The following is a 21,532-nucleotide window of genomic DNA, read 5'->3' as shown; positions in this document are numbered from 1 at the left end:
ACTCGAATGTCAATCATAGTTTTTCTATCGGAATTTATTTTTTTAAAACGTCATGGCAAATGAAAAAAAACACGATTATACTGTTTGTATGGGAGATGTTGAAGGGAGTGGAGATGTTTGCGACTCATTTTATTGGAAGAATATGATGAGCGAACGATGGAATTGGCACGGCCCATTTATGACCGTCATCGTCGCGTATTATTAGCAGCTGGGAGAAAAATTCATCCAAAATATGTCGAACGGTTAAAACAAATGGATATTCGTTATGTATTTGTAGAAGATACGGTATCGGAAGGCATCACGTTGGAAGAGTTGCTCGATATGCCATCGTGGATGGATGCGATTGAAGTTGTTCAGCAAACGTTTGACGCTGTACGAAAGCGAGAAGAATTACCGCTCCGTTCGTTGTTTAAACTAGCGGTCAAGCTCGTTGATGAAGTGAAAAAAAGAAAGGTGTTAGCGGTCATTCCAGCGACATCGCTTGCGATGGAAGCGCAACCATACGCTCATGCCGTCAACGTTGCATTATTGTCATTGCAACTAGGGAAGAAGTTACATTTGAACGATTTACAGTTACGTGACGTAGTGATAGGAGCATTACTTCACGACATTGGAAAAGAAATAGAAGGAGAAGAACATCATACAGTGAAAGGATTTGAATATTTACGAAAAGAGCGGGAAGTGAGTTTATTATGCGCACATATGGCGTATCAACATCATGAGCATGCAGATGGTTCTGGTGCACCGCGCGGATTAAAAGAAACGAACATTCATTTGTACGCTCAAATATGTGCGATTGCGAATGAATATGAAAACTTAATTTCGACGGAATTTGTACCGCCGCACGAAGCGCTCGAAATTATTATGGCGCGAAGTAGTATTCGATATGGCCAGCAGCTTGTACGATTGTTCGTTGATACGATTCCTGCTTATTTGCCGGGAACGACAGTGAAAATGAGCGACGGAAGAAACGCAATCGTGACAAAAATTGTTGAGCATATGCAACGTCCATATGTCCGATATATGGATACACATGAGGAAATTTCGCTTGTTGATCATCCGTCGCTCCTCATTGTCGGACAGGCAATTTTATAGTTTTTTTCGCAAGTTTCCAAGCTCTTCAGCGATTGCCTGCATTTCGCTTGGACTAAATGTTTGCTTTTTCATCACCATATCGTATATATCTTTTAATTCATCGTATAGCTGTTCATCGAAATGGTCCGGTTTAATGGCATCAAAATTTAATACTTTTAACTTTTCTTTTATTTGTTCGATCATTTGTTCAACGGATAAATGCATCGTCGTCATCCTTTCCTGTATGCTTGCGTCTATTGTATCATTGTTTAAAGGTTCATTCTACTTTGTTTTAAGGAGTGAGAGGAAATGATTCATGTATTATTCGTTTGTTTAGGGAATATTTGTCGTTCGCCGATGGCAGAAGCTGTATTTCGTCACCTTGTAAAACAAGAAGGGCTCGATCATGTCATTTCTGTTGATTCGGCAGGAACGGGCAATTGGCATGTGGGGAAACCACCACATCACGGGACTCAGCGTATTTTAACGGAAAAACAAATTGACTTTACAGGGTTAAAAGCACGTCAAATTTCAAAAGAAGATTTTCATACATTCGATTATATTATCGGAATGGATAGCGATAATATCGCTCATCTTCGTCGCCTTGTTGGCGATTCGTCGCACGCTGTCATTGCTCGTTTTATGGATTTTGTGCCAAACCGTCGCGTAGACGATGTCCCTGATCCGTACTTTACAGGAAATTTTGAAGAAGTGTACGAATTAGTCGAAGAAGGATGTAAACATATATTAGAGCGAATAAAACGAGATCATTCGTTGTAAGGGGGAGAAGACGATGGGAAAGGGGAAATGGATTGCATTAGCAGGGATAGCTTTGTTGCTAGCGAATAACAAAACAAGACAAGTCATTAAAGAAACGTGTCGTGAGTGGATGGATAGCGTAGAACAAGTAAAGGGGACTGTTCATCAAACGAGACAACATGTAGACGAGATGATGAATGATTTGCAGTTCATTGTGAATAAACTAAGTGAAGTGAAAGAAACAACACCGCAAGTGATGGAGTGGATCGGAGAGTTAATTCGCAAACGCTCCACATAAGGAGCGAGGTGGTGAGGAAATGATTATTAGCTTTTCTGTTGTTCGTGAGCTAATCAAGCGGTTTAATGAAGATGAAATTTTTGATCTATCTGCAGAATTAGCATATTTCTTTTTGCTTTCCTTATTTCCGTTTTTACTGTTTTTGTTGACGTTTTTGTCGTATTTGCCGATTCCGCATGAAGATGTCATAGCCTTTTTCAGTCAATATGCTCCGAGCGAAACGGCACATTTAATCGAAACAAACGTCAAACAGCTTATGGAATCACAAAGCGGAAAATGGCTATCCTTTAGCGTCCTTGCGACCGTATGGGCGGCATCAAACGGCATGTCAGCCATTATTCGCGCTTTAAATCGTGCGTATGATGTGAAAGAAACGCGTTCCTTTTTCGTCGCACGTGGCGTTTCAATTTTGCTTACATTTGCGATGATTTTCGTCATTATTGTGGCACTCGTTTTTCCTGTATTCGGAAAAATGATTGGTACATTTCTTTTTTCAGCATTTGGTCTTTCCGATGTGTTTTTACACGTATGGGAAACGATTCGTTGGTTTGTTAGTTTCGTCATTTTATTTTTTGTTTTTTCTGTGTTATACGTTTTTGCCCCAAGCAAATATGTCCGGTTTCGCGACGTATGGATAGGAGCGTTATTTGCGACTGTAGGTTGGATGGGCGTCTCACTTGCTTTTTCTACCTATGTAAACCAATTCGGTAACTATTCTGCGATGTATGGCAGCTTAGGCGGAATTATTGCGTTAATGGTTTGGTTTTATTTATCTGGCATGATGATTGTATTAGGTGGGGAGCTAAACGCTATTTTTTGTTGTAAACGAGAAGGAAATATGCGCATACGGTAGTTATTCCCTCTTATAAAAAAACGCGGTTAAGCCATATTAAAAGTGAACGTGGATATGAGGGGGGACTATACGTGACGAAAAAAACGAAAAAAGACGGTGGAACAAAGCAAAAAGGAAAAAACCGCCCGAAACATAAAACGAGCAGTAGCGCGAACGGACAAAACGGATATCACTAAAGAGAAGAGGGATGCGGTACGCATCCCTCTTTATTCTGCGATTTCTTCGTAATGATAGTATGTTTGGTTGTAAATATGCTCAATTTCTGCATCAGTCATATAAACGAGTTGTTCTTGATTAAAGCCCCGTAATTTTGTAATAAACTCAATCATATTTTTTCTTTCTTCTCTGCTCATTATGATCGCTCTCCCCTCTGTTTTAAAACAGTCTATTTTGTTTAATTGTATTATATAACAGAGGGTTAAAAAGCGTCAATGTTTTTTTCTTGTTTTTTCGAAAAAAATTTTGAAAATTTCGTGAACGGACGCTGGGCAAGTAATAAAAGAAACAGTAGCGAACTCACGCTGAAGAAAAATAGCCTTTCTTGCTGTTGTAATACAATGCCCCCAATCGCAGGTCCACATATGCTGCCGATGCTATATAACATCCCGCATAAAATGTTGCCGACAGGAAGAAGCGATTTTGGCAACAAATCGGTCATATACGCCATGCCGAGTGAAAAAAGTGAACCAACAAACATACCAGCAATGAAAAAGCACATCGTTAGTAGTATAGGAGAAGAGAACGATTGCGCAATCATAAAACAAATGGTGCCAATGGTTAACGAAACAACAATGATCGTTTTGCGTGAAAAGCGGTCACTTAACGTTCCAAGTGGAAGTTGAAAAGCGATTCCCCCAAGCGCAAACGCAGGAAGCATTATCGCGACCGTCTCCACGTGTAAGCCGTTTCGTAACGCATACACGGGAAACATGCTATGGAGTGATGCTTCTAAAAAGCCGTAACCAAATGGCAACAACAAAGCTGGCCATGCTTGTTTCCACGCACGAAAAAAGCGCATGACCCCGATTTTCTCGGCTTCCGTCGCTTGTGGATACGTATGTGGTAGGAAAAATAATAACATCCATCCACATAAGCTAAGGAATGACGAAACGATAAACGGTAACGCTTCGTGTACGTAAACGAGCGGAACGAGAAGCGGACCGATCATAAAACCAACACCGAACGATAAACCATACAACGAAATATTACGACCGCGTCGATGAATGGGAGAAGCGTATGTAATCCACGTTTGTGAACCGAAATGAAGGATATGGTCGCCAATTCCGATTAACAAACGAAGCACAAACCAAAACGATAGTGATGATGAAATCGGAAACATCGCTAAAGAAGCAATAACGATCGCTCCACCGAGCATAATAAGACGTTTAAAGCCGTAACGACGAAGTGGGCGTTCTAAAAACGGAGAGACGATTAGGACGCCGATATACATCGCTGTCGCGTGTATGCCGCTCAACGAAGAACGAATGCCGCTCTGTTCAAAGATGACAGAAATGAGCGGTAACAACAGTCCTTGGGAAAGACCCGAAATCATGACAATGCTAACTAAAATGAAAAAGTGACGTTGTTGCATAATTCCCTCCTGTAATATATTCACTATGTTCGATGTTAAAGCGTTTCATAAAAAGAAGCAATAATGATCGTTCACGGATTTTTTGTATAGAGAGGATAAATTGTTTACTTTTGAAAAAAATAACGATGAACAACGTAAAAAGGAAAGGGGCTTACGTATGAAGAGATGGTTTGCTTTCAGCATGATGTTTATTTTCTTCTGTATGCCAACGATGGGCGAAGCAACTGTCAAGCTCCCGCCATCGGTCATTGACATTTCAAAAGAAAACACGTATCCAAATCCGACGCAAAATTTACCTTATTTGCAACCGAGCGAATTAGCAAAACAACTGCTTCAGTCCGCGAATGTTAAAATTGAAAATCCGGAATTAATTCGTCTTTTAAACGAATCGTCGATTTCGAGTACACCGTTTGCGTTTGGTTATGAAGCAACGATTTATTTAGGACAATGGCCATTGAATTATGAATCAACGGAAACATCGACAAATTGGGAGTATCAAAAAGTAAATACGAATTTTATTGACAATCGTGGTGGGAAAACGGCTGTTCGATTGACGTATCGCCAAGAGATGCAAAAACAAGTGCGCGGTGGGTTGACCGCAAGCATCCCGAATGAAGAAGATGTGAAAAAAATGATGTTGTTGACAGCGATGAAAAAGACGAATTTACCGCTCTCTTTTAGCACGTGGATCGGCATGGGGACGAAAAAGGAACAAGCATATAACGTTCCACCAAAAAAATTAGGCTATTTATATGCCTATGCTCCTGCGGTAAACGAAAAAGGAAAAGTCACATATGGAGAAGTGTATATTGTTTTAAAAGGGAAGAAAAAGAGCATTGTCGTGAAAAACGTAACATCGCAAGGTATCGGTGCTTGGATTCCTGTGCAAGACCGTCTATCATTCGCATTTGTTGCTAGCGACGTACCACGATGACAAGAAAAAGCTTGTCGAGCGTTCGACAAGCTTTTTATCGTTCAATTTTTGCTTTTCGCGTCGTAAAATCAACGTCTGGGTAATAACGGTTTTTCACGAGCACGTTCGGTCCTAAACATTTCACCGCAGGGCAGTGGCAATTTAATGATTTTGCTAAATGAGATGCCATCCATTTGTCATAAGCAGAAAGAAGCGAGTCGGTTTGAATGTTTCCGAGCGTCGGTTCATCACCGAAATCAGTCACAATGATATCACCTGTAAAGATGTTGACGTTTAACCGCGAACGTCCATCTGGATCGTTTCGTACTGTAACATTTTTACTTGCATATAAACGTTTTAAGAGAGCTAAATCTTCTTCGTTGTCACTACATGGATAAAATGGTAACGTACCGAATAACATCCAAACGTTTTCATCCCGTATATCAAGCAAATGATGGATCGTTTCACGCAGTTCATCTAATGTTAATGTTTCTAGGCTACTAGCGAAGTCGCTCGGATACATCGGATGTACTTCGTGGCGTTTACAACCCATTTCGTTTACAATTTGGCGATGGATCGTTTCTAAATGTGGACGCGTCCGTTTATTTAGCATCGTTTCTGCAGATACGATGACGCCCGTTTTCGAAATGGCACGTGCATTTTCGATCATGCGTATAAAATAACGTTCACGTTGTGCGACGGTTGGCTTTTTCTCCATCATCGCAAAACCGCCTTCGACAAAATCATCGATCGTGCCCCAGTTATGCGAAATATGCAAAACATCTAAGTAAGGGATAATTTTTTCGTACCGTTCTAAATCGAGCGTTAAGTTCGAGTTGATTTGTGTGCGCACCCCCCGCTCATGTGCGTATTTTAACAGCGGCACGACGTATTGCTCAACAGATTTCATCGAAAGCATTGGTTCACCGCCTGTAATGCTTAACGAGCGCAAGTGCGGAATTTCATCGAGACGGCGAAGAAGAAGATCAAGCGGCAACGCCTCAGGATCTTTCGTACGCAACGTATAACCGACTGCACAATGCTCACAACGCATATTACAGAGCGTCGTTGTCGTAAACTCGATATTTGTCAACTGCATGCTGCCGTACTGTTCGACATCCATATATGCTTCCCATGGATCAAACGTAGGAGTAATCGCTTGACGCAATAATGTTCCCATAATCAAGCTCCTTTTAATTAAAATAGACCTAACGATAATTATGCAAATGAAATGGAACGATTGTCAACGATGTTGCGATCGTGTACGATAAAGAAAAAGCGAGGTGACGACGTTGGGCAACGCAGTATCAGATCAAAATCTACAACTATCCTATTTAAAAACGCGCTTAAATATGTTTCTTGAAGTGCTCGAAGCGCTCGATCCAGAAACGGCTGAATTAGAAGATATTGACCGTCTCATTCAAATGATTGATGATTTAGAAATGAAATACGAGCGGTTTAAAAAAGATTGGGAAAAAAGTCGCTAAGCGGCTTTTTTTCGCGTTTGAAAAAGATGTATAATACAAGTGGAGAATTCAAAAAATTGTTACATATTGAACAAAGGGGAAGGGAATCGTGATGGAAAAGTTTCAAGAAAGTATGTACAAGCTGATCGTTGAAACGTCAACGAAATTGCCGAAAGATGTACGACGTGCCATTTTAAAAGCAAAGCTACGCGAAAACGCAGGAACGAGAGCTGCGATGTCACTTGCGACGATCGTGCAAAACATTCAAATGGCAGATGAAAATGTATCGCCGATTTGTCAAGATACCGGATTGCCGACATTTAAAATTAGAGTGCCTGTAGGAGTTAACCAAATTGAGATGAAAGAGGCGATTCGTCGAGCGATCGCTCAAGCAACGAAAGACGGAAAATTGCGTCCAAACTCCGTTGATTCGCTAACAGGCGAAAATAGCGGTGATAATTTAGGGATCGGGCTACCTGTCATCAAATTCGAGCAATGGGAAAAAGATTACATTGATGTTCGCTTAATTTTAAAAGGTGGCGGCTGTGAAAATAAAAACATTCAATATAGCTTACCGTGTGAGTTAGAAGGGCTCGGTCGTGCCGGTCGTGACTTAGATGGCATTCGTAAATGTATTTTACATGCGGTATATCAAGCGCAAGGACAAGGCTGTAGCGCAGGATTCATTGGCGTTGGCATTGGCGGTGATCGTTCCTCTGGATACGACTTAGCAAAGGAACAGTTATTCCGTTCTGTTGACGATGTGAACCCGAATGAAGACTTGCGCAAATTAGAAGAATATATCATGGAAGCAGCCAATAAACTCGGCATCGGTACGATGGGATTTGGTGGGGAAACGACGCTACTTGGCTGTAAAATCGGCGTGATGCATCGCATCCCTGCCAGCTTTTTCGTTTCCGTTGCGTATAACTGTTGGGCGTTTCGTCGCCTAGGCGTCATCATTGATCCGCATACGGGCGATATTCAAGAATGGCTTTATCAAGAGGGAGACGATGTTGACTTCCAACAAGAAGAAACGGAAGTTGTGGGCGAAGCGCGTGAAGTGGTGCTTGAAGCGCCAATTACAGAAGAACAAATTCGCTCATTAAAAGTCGGCGATGTCGTTCGCATTAACGGCATGATTTATACAGGTCGCGACGCGATTCATAAACATTTAATGGACCATGATGCCCCTGTGGATTTAAACGGTCAAATTATTTATCACTGTGGACCGGTTATGTTAAAAGATGAAAATGGTAAATGGCACGTGAAAGCAGCGGGTCCGACGACAAGCATTCGTGAAGAACCGTATCAAGGGGAAATTATGAAAAAATTTGGTATTCGTGCAGTCATCGGAAAAGGTGGCATGGGGTCGAAAACGTTGGCGGCGTTAAAAGAACATGGGGGCGTGTACTTAAATGCTATTGGTGGTGCAGCGCAATATTATGCGGACTGTATCCAATCCGTTGAAGGCGTCGACTTTTTAGAATTTGGTATTCCAGAAGCGATGTGGCATTTGCGTGTAAAAGACTTTACCGCCGTCGTCACGATGGATTCGCACGGAAACAGCTTGCACGAAGATGTTGAAAAATCATCGCTTGAAAAATTAGCCCAGTTTAAAGAACGTGTATTTTAATGGAAATCCGTCTAGTGGTGAGCTAGGCGGATTTTTTATATCTCTTTTTGCACAACCTATTATTGAAATGAATACGGAGGTGCAAGCAGTGAAAAAAACGATCATGTTGCTTTTTTTCTTTTTATGTTTTCCGCTTAGTCAAGTTGATGCGATGTCATGGGGGTTTAAGCGAAGTGAAAATCATCTTCCTCCTTCTGCTGGAAAACAACTGGACGAATTACTTGCCAAATACGATGCATTTTATTTAGGCGATCCGACGAAAAAACATATTTACTTAACGTTTGATAACGGATATGAAAATGGCTATACAGCGCAAATTTTAGACGTGCTTAAAGAAAAAAACGTTCCTGCGACGTTTTTTGTAACTGGTCATTATTTACAATCGGCCCCTGATTTAGTGAAACGGATGGTGAACGAAGGGCATATTGTCGGCAATCACTCATGGCATCACCCCGATTTAACAACAGTTAGCGATGAAAAGTTACGTGAGGAGCTTGAAATGGTCAGAAAAAAAACAGAGCTGCTGACGGGGCAAAAGCATATGCGCTACCTTCGTCCACCGCGCGGTATTTTTGACGAACGGACGCTTGCAGCTGCACGTGAGCTTGGCTATTATCACGTTTTTTGGTCATTAGCTTTTGTTGATTGGCACGTGCACGATCAAAAAGGTTGGTTGTATGCCTACAATAACGTCATGAAACAAATTCATCCTGGTGCGATTATATTGTTGCATACGGTATCAAAAGATAATGCGGATGCGCTTGCGAAAATTATTGACGATTTGCGAAAAGAAGGATATGTTTTTAAAAGCTTAGATGATTTGATCTTGCAAAAAATGAACGTCCCTACTTGGCTTTTTTCCCTTTGACGATGTGCAAAGGGATTTGTTTCGTTATAATAGAAGGAAAAAAGGTTGGGATTGAAATGTGGCAACAACGAATCGAAGTGGAAGCGCCGTACGATTTTTCACGTGTGTTAGAGCGACTAGCGCAAGACCCGTTATCCGCCGTAGACATCGAAAAACAACAGCTAGTTATGCCTTTTTACATAAATGAAACTCCGGTTGCTGTTTCTGTTCGCAGTATCGGAACAAAACAAGAACCGGTTTTTCTTGTTGAAGCGCCGTACGAACAATTAAAAGAAGTGATATTGTCCCGTCTGTTTCACATATTGCATTGGGATCGCTCCCTTTTGCCGATTCATAAGCATTTTTTACAAACAGAATTGCGGGGCATTTTTCTTGAACACGAAGGAACACCGCTTGTATTAGAATCGGATTTATATTTTTGCTTGATAAAATGTATCATTCACCAGCAGCTACATATGAAAGTGGCGTACAAAATGACGGAGCGGTTTGTGAAAACGTTCGGACAGGAAATCGATGGCGTATGGTTTTATCCGCGCCCAGAACAAATCGCGCGCTTATCGTATGACGAACTGAAAGCGTTACAGTTTAGCGGAAAAAAAGCGGAGTATATGATTGATATATCACGATTAATCGTGGAAGGAAAGTTAGATCTTGAGCGACTAGTAGACGCAACGGACGAAGAAGTGATGAAAACGCTCCTTGCGATTCGCGGCATCGGTCCATGGACGGTGCAAAATTTCTTATTATTTGGGTTAGGACGGCCGAACTTATTTCCGAAAGCGGATATTGGGTTACAACGAGCGGTGCAAAAACTGCTCTCATTAGAAATGAAACCTTCGCTGGCGCAAATGGAGGCGTTAAGCAAGCGATGGGAGCCGTATTTAAGCTATGCATCGCTCTATTTATGGCGAAGTATTGAATAGGAGAGATAAGCAATGCTACAACAAGGACAGCAATTTCCATTAACGATTAAACGATTAGGCATTAACGGAGAAGGGGTCGGCTATTTTAAAAAACAAGTGGTGTTCGTTCCAGGAGCGCTTCCGGGAGAAGAAGTCGTCGTTCAGGCGACGAATGTGTATCCGACGTATGCCGAGGGGAAAATGGTGCGCATTCGCAAACGTTCACCTCATCGTGTGAAGCCCCTTTGTCCGGTATATGAACGGTGCGGCGGTTGTCAACTGCAACATCTTGACTATCACGCGCAATTAGAGGCAAAACGCGATATCGTCATTCAAGCACTGGAACGCCATAGTCGATTCAATGTAGAAGAACTTGATATTCGCCCGACGATTGGGATGGATGACCCGTGGCATTATCGCAATAAAAGCCAATTTCAAGTCGGAGTGAAAAAAGGGCGTGTCATCGCTGGACTTTACAGCATGAACTCGCACGAGCTCGTTGACATTGACCGCTGCTTGATTCAACATGACGCGACTAATCGCGTCACAAAGGTCGTGAAAGCGATTTTACAAGATTTGCGCATTCCGGTTTATCACGAACGAAAGAAAACAGGTGTTGTGCGCACGATTGTCGCCCGAGTCGGATTTTACACTGGCGATGTACAGCTTGTCATCGTGACAGCGACGAAAGAACTGCCGCGCAAACAGCTATTTGTAGCGGAAGTAAAACGTCGCCTGCCGGAAGTAAAATCGATCGCCCAAAACGTGAACGGTCAAAAAACGTCGCTTATTTTTGGCGATGAAACGATCGTTCTCGCAGGTGAACCGTACATTCAAGAAGTGCTCGGCGACTTATCTTTTGAGCTATCGGCTCGCGCCTTTTTCCAGCTTAATCCGATTCAAACGATCAAGCTATACGACGAAGTAAAAAAAGCAGCAGCACTAACGAAAAACGAACGCGTCGTCGACGCATATTGCGGCGTCGGCACAATCGGGCTTTGGCTCGCTCGCGAGGCAAAAGAAGTGCGCGGTATGGATACGATCCCCGAAGCGATTGACGATGCGCGCCAAAATGCCGAACGTCACGGCTTCACCAACGTCACTTATGCGGTTGGAAAAGCGGAAGTATTGTTGCCAACATGGGTGAAAGAAGGATGGAAACCAGACGTCATCGTCGTCGACCCACCGCGAACGGGCTGCGACAACGCTTTATTAAAAACGATGTTACAAGTGAAACCAAAAACGGTCGTATACGTTTCCTGCAACCCATCCAGCCTCGCCCGCGACATCGACACACTTGCGAAACAATATCGCGTCGAATACATCCAACCGTTCGACCTTTTTCCACATACGGCGCATGTCGAGAGTGTCGCGAAGTTGGTGAGGAAGTAATGAATGAAAACGATGTCACCATCGAATTGATAAGCAGAAGCTACGAAAAATTGTTTTGGAGAAGCATCCATCGTAAAAAAGCACATAACCGAACATGGTTACGTGCTTTTTTATCGATGAAAATGGGGTGTGATTACAACGTTGCGGAAGACGGTTTCAAAACACGATGTGAATCAAGTCAAAGAAGACGCAATGGAAGGAAAGTGTGTCGTTCTCGATTTAGTTGGGGATGAAAAATATGTTTATGCGTACAATGATGCCGTTCGGCTCGAGAGGAAGGAAGCGGAAGTTTTAGGTTACTTGATGGATCACGTGATGATATCGTGTTCGAAGCATAGCATCGAACAGGCCATTTGGTATGATCGACCAGTGGGTAATTCTGCAGTCAAGCGATATATCGCCAGTCTGAGAAGAAAGCTCGATCAAGCAATGGGGCGTGATGATATTGCGGAAAACATTTTAGTCACTACAGAAGAAGGATACGCATGGAAAGCAGACATTCCATCGATCGTCCTTCGTAACGGATAAAAAGCCCAGTTGCGATTTCGTAACCGGGATTTTTGTATACTTAGGATACAAATTGATGAGGAGGACGGTAACAATGAATTTAATGAAATTAGAAATGATGGATGCAACTGCTCGCATCGCGGAGGCGTTACAAATGAGAGGGTTATTTGTAGAAGTAAAAGACGATTTTATTATCCTAACAGACGGAAACACAAAAGCAGATATCAGCAAAGTTCGTGAGTTACTTCATCATCTCGGTATTCCAATCTTTTGGCAAGGAAACAAATTTCAAGTATTGGTTACCCGTGTACCAATTTCGATGATGAAACGCATCATGAATACACCAGGACGGGATTTTCCGATTTTCATGGAAGGCTATCACTACAAATGGAAGACGTTCGTCCAAAGACGATTCGGCATCAAAGTGAATGCGTTAGATTTGGATGCGAACATGGCGATGTTCGTGAAATCATTGAACCTTGCAGGCATCACGGCTCTTGCAGGATGTAACGGCCATCATCGCTACGCCCCAAATGTTCAACTATCAGGAGTATTCCAGGGAGCATGGTTTCAAGTAATTCAGGAAAAATATTTAAGCAACTGTTCTCTCCGCTACAAATGGAATGTTCATTACGGCAACGAATCCGGTTCTTGCATCACCGCTGACAAAGGCGAAGCGGAACGCTGGGATATGAATTTAATTTATCAAGATACAGTGCAGATGGCGCAAATCTTACAGAAACATGCAGCAGAGATCCGTGAGTTAAAGAGAGTGGCTTTTAAGCGGAAAGGCGAGATGAAGGAACAGGCTAAGCGATTTGTTCAGAAGAGAGAGTTTACGGAGCTTGTGGAGTGGATGAAAGAGAAATCAGGAAAATAATGTAGGAAGGCTGTTTTTGGTTGATAAATAGAATGGAAAGCTCTTCGTATATGGGTTTGTGGGCACCATCCGAAAGCAGTTGAATGGATAAGGGAAGTTCGGATGGTGTCAGACGATGGGGCGAACAGTGCCTGATCGCCATTCTTGTCCCATCTGATTATTGGGTCACATCATTTAAGGAAGCGTTTTTTTATTGTTTATCGGTCTATGTTTTGTACAAATCCGCTCACCATATTTGGGCTTCTCTTACCAAGCCTCGATTCGCTCTGATTTGAAGGGACAACGTTTGGAGAGTCGGGTTTTGGGATTTTGTTGGGGGATTTGATAAGTTTTTTTCATAGTTAAAGAAGAATACTCCCGCCTTCGTTAACTTAGGATGGGAGTTTTGTGTTTATAAAAGAGTGATGTTTTTGGGCGTGTCACAGGAATTTTTTACATTAATAAGCAAACATTTCACCTCTGCTGCATGAAATATGTTACAATAACTAGCGCTAATAAGGGTGAAAGGTGGAAGCATCATGCGTTTTGACATTCGGTTAGATGGTTATATCGTCAACTGTGACCAAGATCACGATGAATTTTTGGCGGCATTCACTGAGTGGCTCGAGTCAAACGGTTGGGGATACGCAGGAATGTCCTTACCAGTTACAGATGATGAGGATATCGAAGCAGAAATTGAAAAAATGTTGACAAATGATCATTATAAAAAGAGGGGGACGTTTTCGTTGCCTGATGATGGCGAAGGAGAGGAAGAGAGCGAGTGAGCTCTCTTTATTGGTGTAAGTGTGATGTAATAGAAAAGAAAGAAGGAACTTTGAAAGATACAATCTATTATTGTTAATGGTTGGTGCTTTTCTGTGAAAATAACGAGAGTTCAAAGTATTATTTTTATGCTTAGATTTTTAGTAAATTTTACTCATGTGCGCTTTTATTCGACATATTTCTACATTTTTTTCACTGTTATTTTAGTAGAATATAATCGTTTAAAATGATGCTTCTTGTTCGGCTTTTTAATAACTTTATCTGATTTGTAAGGAGTTTCGTTAAACCATGTCAAAAGGGATGATTGATAATAAACAGAGCGGTTTAGTAGGAGACGTATTAAAAGAAAATATTACAAAAGGCAGTAAGTTATCAGTTGCTGCAGCCCACTTTACTTTGTATGCGTTTGTCGAATTAAAGAAAGAGCTTTCTCAGTTAGAAGAATTTCGCTTTATTTTTACAGAACCGGCTTTCGTGCAAGGTGACAATTTATTAAAAGAGCAAATTGAAAAAAACGAAGCATTATTGTATGGAGTCGAAGAAGAACAAAAGTATAAAACGGAATTAAACCAATCATATATCGCCAAAGAATTTGCGAAATGGCTCAAACAAAAAGCACAAATAAAATCCGTTAAAAATCAAAAAATTCAAGGTGGACTGTACCATGTTCACAACAAAGACGGAACGCAAATCGGCCTTGTCGGTGGAGCACCATTCTCAAGTCCAGGACTAGGCTATAGCAACTCATCAAATATGTACATTAACAACATCGTTGATGATATATATACATGCACCTTAAACCCATGACTTCTGTATGAACACCTTTTTTCATGGCTATACTGCTCCTAAATATTTCTACACAAAAGGAGCGGAATTGGCATGAAACGTTTGAAAATCACAAATGATCACGGTTGGACACCTCGAACACTTCGGAAACAAGAACGGAAAATCAAAGATGCTTCTCTTCGCGTTCGGGTGACCGCTGTTCGTCTTGTCATGGAAGGTCACCTCGGTAAAGATGTCGCGAAAATGGTCAACGTATGCCGTCAATCGGTTGCCCTCTACGTTGCACGTTTTAATCAAGGTGGGCTCGATCATCTACTCGATCGTCGCTTACCACCTGGTCGCGTGCCATTTCTTACGGAAGAACAACAACAAGAAATCAGACAACTCGTGTTAACTACTACACCTGTGGATGCTGGCTGGGGCATCGCTTCGTCATGGAACACGCGCATTTTACAATCTTACATTCAACAAACCTATGGTGTTTCCATGTCACGGGAAGGGATTCGCAAGTTGTTGCATCGTTTGCGTTTGTCATGGACACGCCCCACTTACAAGCTCGTGAAAGGGGATGTCAAACGTCAATCTGCTTTTCAAAAAGAGCTTGAATTTACAAAAAACCAATAACCGAGAATGTTACCATGTTTTATGTGGATGAGACGCATGTTCGTGCTTATCAAGCGCTACGTACGACATGGGCAGAAGTAGGAAATCAAAAACAAGTGCCAAGCTACGGTCACCATGCCCACGTTTCTATTTTTGGTGCAGTTGACGTTCAACAAGGCGATGTTGTTTTCCATCGTGCATCATCCGCCAATGCCGAAACCTTCCTCGACTTTTTGCGCCTGTTGAAAGAGAAATATGCGGATCGATTCCTCGTGCTTGTGTTAGACAATGCGCGTATTCATCATGCCAAGATGGTACAAGCCTTTCTTGATGGCGAGGAAGGTGCTGCTTTTCATTTCATCTTTTTGCCGCCGTATTCTCCACAGTTAAACCCGATTGAACGGTTATGGAAGTGGTTGAAAGATGAGGTGATTGCCAACGTTTTTCACAAGGATCAAAATGACATTGCCCAATCCATTACTCGCTTTGAACAGTACGTCTTACAGCACCCTGATGAGGTGTTACGCCGCATCGGGTGTGCTGCGTAAATCAGAGGTTAAAATTTTAAATTGGATGTATATAAGTTGTCCATTTTTTATCAATTCTCGAAGCGGGATGTCAAACCTTTTGGTTATTATTGTTGAAATAAAGGAAGTTTTTGGGTTATTCGTCGAAACTCATGAATGCACCGAGGCGATTTTTCGAATGGGGAAAACGTGATAAGATGAAAAACAGAGGCAGGTGAAAGGGATTGTGGCAACTATTTTTATCGATGTTTGAACGGCTGAGCATGATTGTGATGATGGCTTTTTTATTGACGAGATTATCATACTTTCGTAAATTAATTGAGCATCAAGAAATCGGACGAACACAACGATGGACGATTATGCTTATTTTTGGCATGTTTGGAATTATTGGTACATACACCGGCTTAACTGTTCACGTAGAGACAACGGAAATTTCAAAGTGGGCGTTCCATTTGAAGGAAGAAGAAGCGATTGCGAACTCTCGCGTCATCGGTGTGGTGATCGCGGGTTTGCTTGGAGGATGGAGAGTTGGATTAGGCGCAGGGTTGATTGCGGGCGGTCATCGCTTATTGCTTGGCGGGTTCACCGCTGCAGCTTGCGGAATTTCGACGATGGTGGCTGGATTAATCGCAGGGCTTGTATATCGTGCCAGAAACAGAGCGGCATTGTCCCCATTGGCCGCTCTTGTTGTCGGAATGGGAGCGGAAGCGCTTCAAATGTTGGTCATTTTATTAACAGCGAAGCCGTTTGAACGAGCGGAAGCGCTTGTTGAAGCGATCGGCGTTCCAATGATTGTCGCCAACGGGATTGGAAGTGCGATTTTTGTGCTCGTCATTCGCCATTTGTTTCAAGAAGAAGAAAAAGCAGGTGCCTTACAAGCTGAGAAAGCGATGCGGCTAGCTGAGGCTACTGTTCAACATTTGCGCAACGGCCTCACAGCTCATTCAGCACAAGCCATTTGTGAACTTTTTATTCGTGAAGTGCCATCGATTGCGGTGGCGGTAACGAATCGCAGTCATATCCTCGCCCATGTTGGGGTAGGGGCGGATCATCATTTCGTAGGTGAACCGATTCAAACAGAAACGACGCGAAAAGTCATTGAAACAGGGGAAATGATGGTGGTTTATGATCGAGTGATTTGCGATCATGAACAATGTCCGTTACAAAAAGCGATTATTGCTCCGCTCAAACGAAAAGATGAAACGATCGGAACATTGAAATTTTACTTTCGATCCGAGGACGATCTATCATCCATTACACTTGAATTTGTAAAAGGGCTGTCTTCCCTCTTAAGTTTACAGCTTGAAATCGCCGAAGCAGAAAAATACTATCAACTGATGAAAGAAGCAGAAATTAAGGCGCTTCATGCGCAAGTACATCCTCACTTTTTGTTCAATGCTTTAAATACGATCATTTCGTACATTCGCATCAACCCGAATAAAGCGCGAGAGCTTTTGTTGTCCCTTGCTCATTATTTGCGGCGAAATTTAGCCAGTTCAACGCAAATGTTGTCCACGTTAGAAGAAGAGTTAAAACATGTTCGAGCGTATTTAACGATTGAGGAAGCACGTTTTCAAGATAAATTGCATGTCATATATAACATTGAACATGGATTCGAACAGCTGATGCTGCCAACGATGACGCTTCAGCCGCTCGTTGAAAACGCGATCAAGCATGGGCTTCGCCACATGAAACAAGGAAGCGAAATCGTCATTTCTGTTCAATCAAGCGGCAATGAAGTGCATATTTCTGTGTCTGACAATGGAAAAGGAATCGAGCAAGCACGATTAGCGGAATTGCTAAAAAAACCGGTTTCGTCGCAGCAAGGGGCGGGAATTGGTTTATACAACGTGAACGAGCGTCTAAAATCGTTGTTGGGCGAACATGTCCAACTTTCGATTCAATCAATGGAAGGAAAAGGAACAACCGTTCAAATCAAAATCCCATATTCAAAGAAAAAAAGAAGGGAGGATTCCGTTGAACATCCGTGTCATGATTATCGATGATGAAATGTTAAGTCGCGAAGAATTGAAGCATTTGCTGAGTCAGTATTCCATGCTGGAAATCGTGGCAGAGGCTGATAGCGGTGAACGAGCGTTAGAAAAAATGATCGCCATTCAGCCAGACGTTGTTTTTTTGGATATTGAAATGGGGGAGCTGTCTGGATTGCAGCTAGCGAAAATACTGCAACAAATGAAAAAGCCGCCAAGCATTGTTTTTGCAACCGCGTATCCGAATTATGCGGCGGAAGCGTTTCGGTATGAGGCGGTGGACTACTTATTAAAACCGTTTGATGAACAGCAAGTAGGTGAAACGGTTGAACGGCTGATTCGAAAATTTGCAGAAAAAACAGAGGTGAAAACCGCAACGCGGAAGCTAGCCATTGAAGCCAATGATGGAATTGTGTATGTATCTCCAGCCGATATTTTGTTTTGTTTCCGCAAAGAACGGGACACGGCTATTGTGACAGCTGACAAAACGTATTACACAAAATTGACGTTAAAAGATTTGGAACAAAAACTAAAAGACGGTTTCTTTTTTCGAACGCATAAAAGTTATTTAGTTAATCTCGAAAAAGTGGAACAGCTCATTCCATGGTTCAATGGGGCGTACGAACTGACATTGTCGGGAAGCGATGAAAAAATTCCTGTGAGCCGCAACTACGTCAAAACGTTACGTCAGCATTTAGAATTGTGACAAATTTGTGACACGTCAATCAGAAAATCAAACATCTTACCTCTGCTTTTTTGCATGATAAACGAAAACCTCCCAAAATCAAGTTCCGATTTTATAAGATGTGAATGAAAACGCATACAAATAGGGGGAGGTTCACATGATTACCTTTATTGTTTCGGTCTTATTATTAATTATTGGATATTTTACGTATGGAAAGTTCGTTGAAAAAGTGTTTGGGATCAAAGAAAAGCGCCCAACGCCAGCTTATACACTTCAAGATGGTGTAGACTATGTTCCGATGGACACGAAACGAAATTCGCTTATTCAGTTATTGAACATCGCCGGGGTTGGTCCGATTTTTGGTCCGATTTTAGGGGCATTATACGGTCCAGTTGCTTTCCTTTGGATTGTTCTCGGCTCGATTTTCGCCGGGGCGGTGCATGATTATTTAACAGGGATGATTTCTCTGCGCAATCGCGGGGCTCACGTTCCTGAGTTGGCAGGAAAATTTTTAGGAAAAGGCATGAAGCATGTTGTAAACGCTTTTACAGTTTTATTGTTGTTGCTTGTAGGAACCGTTTTCGTACAAGCGCCAGCTTCTCTTATTCATAACCTTATGGAACAAAAGGTAGCGTTATCCATTATCGTTGGTGCGATTTTTTTCTACTATATCATCGCGACACTTTTACCAATCGATAAAGTGATCGGTCGGATTTATCCGATTTTTGGCTTGTTGCTTTTAATCAGTGCAATCGGTGTTGGCGGAGGTCTTGTCATCCAAGGTGCGCCGATTCCAGAGCTGCAATTAACGAATATGCATCCAGATAACTTGCCGATTTTCCCGCTTTTATTTTTAACGATTTCTTGCGGGGCGTTATCAGGATTCCATGCGACACAATCGCCAATCATTTCGCGAACAACACAAAATGAAAAGCAAGGCCGCCTCATTTTCTACGGAATGATGATTGCAGAAGGAATTATTGCGATGATTTGGGCGGCTGCAGCGATGAGCTTATTTAGCGGAAACGAATTAAACGAAATCATTCAAACAGGGGGACCAGCTGCCGTTGTCAATGAAGTAGCGGTGCGTATGCTTGGAGCCATTGGCGGTACGCTTGCGGTTCTCGGTGTGATCATTTTGCCGATCACTTCAGGTGATACAGCTTTTCGCAGCTGCCGAATGATTATTGCCGATTACTTTAACGTGGCACAAAAGAAACTTCGAAGTCGCTTATGGATTGCGATTCCTTTATTCGCTCTCTCTTATGCACTTACGAAAATGGACTTCAGCATCTTATGGCGCTATTTCTCTTGGGCAAACCAATCAACAGCAGCGATTGCCCTTTGGATCGGAGCGATGTATCTGATTTTATCAAAGAAAAATTATTTTATTGCGATGATTCCGGCGATCTTTATGACGACGGTAACATTGACGTATATTTTCAATGCCAAAATCGGATTTAATCTTCCAATGGGCATTTCTTATGTGATGGCAGTCATTGGCACTGTTGGCATCATTGCGGCCTTCTATGCAGCAGCACGGAAAAAAGAAAAAGAGCTAACCTCAGTAGATGATGGATTAGATCGGGTGGCGTAGATGGGTTGCTGCAATCATCGCTATCGCGAACATGTCGAAGCGGAGGAATGCCGAATCAACATGAAAGGGAGCGAACGCCTTCCGCTTTCGCTAAAATTAATCATGATCATTATTTTACTTATTGCAATCGTGATCTCTCTTTTATAGAGAGATCTTTTTTTGCATGTTTCTTTCTCTTATGTGCGTTATTTGGTAAAATTACGATATCAAAAATCGGGAGGGATGCCAATGAAATGGACGGTACGAAAAAAATTATACGCCGGCTTCTCTACGGTTTTTATCATTTTAATCGCCATGATGGCCGTAGTTTGCGTGCCTGGCACGCCCCGAAGTGTGTCGAAGATTGTTAGAATATCAGAAAAAGAGAGTCCGTAATTCCAAAAAATCACTCGGCTCTCTTCTTGTCTTTATTCAGAAAATTCTGTTTTAATTCTTGGTTTTTTCTCCTTCATTCCGCTTTAATGCTTTAATAAAATCGTATCCACCTATCTCCTCTCAAAAATTTCCACGAAAGGATGGTCTCCAATGACAGAAGAATACCTCGATTTGAAAATGGATTTTATGTTTAAGCAATTGTTCGGCCACCCAAGCCGAAAGAGAATTACGATCGCGTTTTTGAACGGGATTTTAAACCACACGGGTCGCGATCGGATTGTCAATGTGCAATATGAAAACACCGAGCTTCCAAAAGAGACAGTATTGATTTGTACATTAATTATACGGGAAACAAAAAGGGAAAATCATGAATGAGATTGACAACATTGTCGGCATTTATTCGTGTGATGTGCTGTCTTTCGATTCGCTGAATGAGGAAATCTAACGGCAAATTGAGCGCGATGGAATAATGATTTATGAGAAGTCTCTATCTTGAATTATGTCTTTGCTTAAATAACATGCTCGGACGGCGCGTATCTGCACCGCCCGCTTTACTGCTCATAAAAAAGAATCGCTTTCGTGAACTCGGTAAAGTCGGTTAGATGGTGATCAAGTATTTTTTGTAAAATTGTCAAATTAATTTCCTGGTAGTCGTGAACGGCGATGTTTCTAAATCCGACCATCGCTTTCATTTTTTGTGAAACAAAAGGAGTGATGATGCCATGCTGTTCTAAAAGAGAAAAAGCGTCTCGACTGTTTTGGGGGAGGCCTAGCTTTTTCTGTGCGACCATGTGCATCGCCAGGTCGATGCTTGCTTCACATGCTCGTTGGAGATTTAAGATAACGGAGTCGTAACTATTCAGTCACATCATAAAGTGAGCTGAATATTTTCTTCTTTCCTTGTCTATGATGTGAATACTGATAGACAAGGAGGTGAATCGCATGTTGACGGTACAACAAGCTGTATTTACAGTTGAGAGCTTAATCGGCAAAGTTCAACAACAAAAACAGCTCATTCATCAACTCGTTCAAGAAAATGAACATTTGCGTCACGAAATCAAACAACT

The 21,532-nt window shown here is 42.1% G+C and carries 25 protein-coding genes and 2 pseudogenes; 22 read left to right on the top strand and 5 right to left on the bottom strand.

The annotated features are described in order from the left end of the window. Positions 1-117 precede the first annotated feature (117 nt). Positions 118-1,095 carry an HD-GYP domain-containing protein gene (locus tag LD028_RS07375; protein ID WP_237811430.1) on the top strand — a complete coding sequence of 326 codons (978 nt, stop codon included), beginning with the start codon at positions 118-120 and terminating at the stop codon, positions 1,093-1,095. Here LD028_RS07375 and LD028_RS07370 read toward each other — a convergent pair. Next, positions 1,090-1,308, bottom strand: coding sequence for a DUF1128 domain-containing protein (locus tag LD028_RS07370; protein ID WP_004888858.1), 219 nt, complete (start codon positions 1,306-1,308; stop codon positions 1,090-1,092). The genes LD028_RS07375 and LD028_RS07370 overlap by 6 nt on opposite strands. Before the next feature lie 75 nt (positions 1,309-1,383). Here LD028_RS07370 and LD028_RS07365 point away from each other — a divergent pair, with 75 nt between their 5' ends. The 3 genes from LD028_RS07365 to LD028_RS07355 are packed head-to-tail and all read left to right on the top strand — an operon-like array spanning position 1,384 to position 2,984. After that, positions 1,384-1,854 carry a low molecular weight protein-tyrosine-phosphatase gene (locus LD028_RS07365; protein WP_006322008.1) on the top strand — a complete coding sequence of 157 codons (471 nt, stop codon included), beginning with the start codon at positions 1,384-1,386 and terminating at the stop codon, positions 1,852-1,854. Positions 1,855-1,867: 13 nt separating this feature from the next. Further along, the gene (locus tag LD028_RS07360; RefSeq protein WP_237811429.1) at positions 1,868-2,131 is read left to right on the top strand and encodes a glycine/betaine ABC transporter substrate-binding protein; all 264 of its coding nucleotides are present in this window, start codon (positions 1,868-1,870) and stop codon (positions 2,129-2,131) included. Positions 2,132-2,150: 19 nt separating this feature from the next. Beyond that, positions 2,151-2,984: a YihY/virulence factor BrkB family protein gene (locus LD028_RS07355; RefSeq protein ID WP_006322010.1), complete on the top strand. Its 834-nt coding sequence runs from the start codon at positions 2,151-2,153 to the stop codon at positions 2,982-2,984. A gap of 206 nt (positions 2,985-3,190) precedes the next feature. Here LD028_RS07355 and LD028_RS07350 read toward each other — a convergent pair whose 3' ends face one another. After that, complete coding sequence (locus LD028_RS07350; RefSeq protein WP_003398616.1) at positions 3,191-3,337, bottom strand: BH0509 family protein; 147 nt, start codon at positions 3,335-3,337, stop codon at positions 3,191-3,193. A gap of 65 nt (positions 3,338-3,402) precedes the next feature. Further along, a complete protein-coding gene (locus LD028_RS07345) occupies positions 3,403-4,575 on the bottom strand; it encodes an MFS transporter (RefSeq protein ID WP_237811428.1) in 1,173 nt (390 codons plus the stop codon). Positions 4,576-4,756: 181 nt separating this feature from the next. Between LD028_RS07345 and LD028_RS07340 the strand changes: the two genes are divergently transcribed. Further along, the gene (locus LD028_RS07340) at positions 4,757-5,509 is read left to right on the top strand and encodes a YfkD famly protein (protein WP_237811441.1); all 753 of its coding nucleotides are present in this window, start codon (positions 4,757-4,759) and stop codon (positions 5,507-5,509) included. Positions 5,510-5,543: 34 nt separating this feature from the next. On the opposite strand, the gene yfkAB is transcribed toward LD028_RS07340, so the two are convergent. Continuing rightward, entirely contained in the window at positions 5,544-6,668 is a 1,125-nt protein-coding gene (yfkAB, locus tag LD028_RS07335; RefSeq protein WP_237811427.1) for a radical SAM/CxCxxxxC motif protein YfkAB, read from the bottom strand. Positions 6,669-6,780: 112 nt separating this feature from the next. Here yfkAB and LD028_RS07330 point away from each other — a divergent pair, with 112 nt between their 5' ends. The 17 genes and pseudogenes from LD028_RS07330 to LD028_RS07250 form a co-directional block, all read left to right on the top strand. Further along, positions 6,781-6,975 carry an SE1561 family protein gene (locus LD028_RS07330; RefSeq protein WP_035020549.1) on the top strand — a complete coding sequence of 65 codons (195 nt, stop codon included), beginning with the start codon at positions 6,781-6,783 and terminating at the stop codon, positions 6,973-6,975. 91 nt (positions 6,976-7,066) lie between these two features. Then, complete coding sequence (locus LD028_RS07325) at positions 7,067-8,590, top strand: fumarate hydratase (RefSeq protein ID WP_237811426.1); 1,524 nt, start codon at positions 7,067-7,069, stop codon at positions 8,588-8,590. 103 nt (positions 8,591-8,693) lie between these two features. Then, the gene (gene pdaA, locus LD028_RS07320) at positions 8,694-9,458 is read left to right on the top strand and encodes a delta-lactam-biosynthetic de-N-acetylase (RefSeq protein WP_237811440.1); all 765 of its coding nucleotides are present in this window, start codon (positions 8,694-8,696) and stop codon (positions 9,456-9,458) included. A 56-nt stretch (positions 9,459-9,514) separates the two neighbouring features. Next, complete coding sequence (locus LD028_RS07315) at positions 9,515-10,381, top strand: DNA-3-methyladenine glycosylase family protein (RefSeq protein ID WP_237811425.1); 867 nt, start codon at positions 9,515-9,517, stop codon at positions 10,379-10,381. 12 nt (positions 10,382-10,393) lie between these two features. Then, the gene (rlmD, locus tag LD028_RS07310) at positions 10,394-11,752 is read left to right on the top strand and encodes a 23S rRNA (uracil(1939)-C(5))-methyltransferase RlmD (protein ID WP_237811424.1); all 1,359 of its coding nucleotides are present in this window, start codon (positions 10,394-10,396) and stop codon (positions 11,750-11,752) included. Positions 11,753-11,893: 141 nt separating this feature from the next. After that, positions 11,894-12,280, top strand: coding sequence for a winged helix-turn-helix domain-containing protein (locus LD028_RS07305; protein ID WP_237811423.1), 387 nt, complete (start codon positions 11,894-11,896; stop codon positions 12,278-12,280). 73 nt (positions 12,281-12,353) lie between these two features. Then, the gene (locus LD028_RS07300) at positions 12,354-13,139 is read left to right on the top strand and encodes a hypothetical protein (protein ID WP_237811422.1); all 786 of its coding nucleotides are present in this window, start codon (positions 12,354-12,356) and stop codon (positions 13,137-13,139) included. Between the two features lie 518 nt (positions 13,140-13,657). Further along, the gene (locus LD028_RS07295; protein WP_237811421.1) at positions 13,658-13,903 is read left to right on the top strand and encodes a hypothetical protein; all 246 of its coding nucleotides are present in this window, start codon (positions 13,658-13,660) and stop codon (positions 13,901-13,903) included. Between the two features lie 286 nt (positions 13,904-14,189). Next, positions 14,190-14,708, top strand: coding sequence for a phospholipase D-like domain-containing protein (locus tag LD028_RS07290; RefSeq protein WP_237811420.1), 519 nt, complete (start codon positions 14,190-14,192; stop codon positions 14,706-14,708). Positions 14,709-14,780: 72 nt separating this feature from the next. Continuing rightward, positions 14,781-15,311 carry a helix-turn-helix domain-containing protein gene (locus tag LD028_RS07285; RefSeq protein ID WP_237811419.1) on the top strand — a complete coding sequence of 177 codons (531 nt, stop codon included), beginning with the start codon at positions 14,781-14,783 and terminating at the stop codon, positions 15,309-15,311. Positions 15,312-15,325: 14 nt separating this feature from the next. Then, complete coding sequence (locus tag LD028_RS07280) at positions 15,326-15,838, top strand: IS630 family transposase (protein ID WP_237811418.1); 513 nt, start codon at positions 15,326-15,328, stop codon at positions 15,836-15,838. Positions 15,839-16,041: 203 nt separating this feature from the next. Beyond that, positions 16,042-17,823, top strand: coding sequence for a LytS/YhcK type 5TM receptor domain-containing protein (locus LD028_RS07275; protein ID WP_237811417.1), 1,782 nt, complete (start codon positions 16,042-16,044; stop codon positions 17,821-17,823). Further along, a complete protein-coding gene (locus LD028_RS07270) occupies positions 17,795-18,514 on the top strand; it encodes a LytR/AlgR family response regulator transcription factor (protein WP_255707013.1) in 720 nt (239 codons plus the stop codon). The genes LD028_RS07275 and LD028_RS07270 overlap by 29 nt, the downstream gene beginning before the upstream one ends. 136 nt (positions 18,515-18,650) lie before the next feature. Next, entirely contained in the window at positions 18,651-20,090 is a 1,440-nt protein-coding gene (locus LD028_RS07265; protein WP_237811416.1) for a carbon starvation CstA family protein, read from the top strand. Then, positions 20,091-20,237 carry a hypothetical protein gene (locus LD028_RS07260; protein WP_237811415.1) on the top strand — a complete coding sequence of 49 codons (147 nt, stop codon included), beginning with the start codon at positions 20,091-20,093 and terminating at the stop codon, positions 20,235-20,237. Between the two features lie 81 nt (positions 20,238-20,318). Further along, the gene (locus LD028_RS07255) at positions 20,319-20,465 is read left to right on the top strand and encodes a hypothetical protein (RefSeq protein ID WP_237811414.1); all 147 of its coding nucleotides are present in this window, start codon (positions 20,319-20,321) and stop codon (positions 20,463-20,465) included. Between the two features lie 150 nt (positions 20,466-20,615). After that, positions 20,616-20,780 (top strand): annotated as a pseudogene (locus LD028_RS07250) (PD-(D/E)XK nuclease family transposase); the annotation flags it as partial. A gap of 236 nt (positions 20,781-21,016) precedes the next feature. Here LD028_RS07250 and hepT read toward each other — a convergent pair. Then, positions 21,017-21,316 (bottom strand): annotated as a pseudogene (hepT, locus tag LD028_RS07240) (type VII toxin-antitoxin system HepT family RNase toxin); the annotation flags it as partial. Positions 21,317-21,532: the final 216 nt, after the last annotated feature.

This window comes from Anoxybacillus sp. LAT27 (assembly GCF_022030075.1).
GTDB classification, from domain to species: Bacteria; Bacillota; Bacilli; order Bacillales; family Anoxybacillaceae; genus Anoxybacillus; species Anoxybacillus kestanbolensis.
The sequence above is the reverse complement of the archived record's forward strand: the minus strand, read 5'-3'. Positions and strand labels throughout refer to the sequence as shown.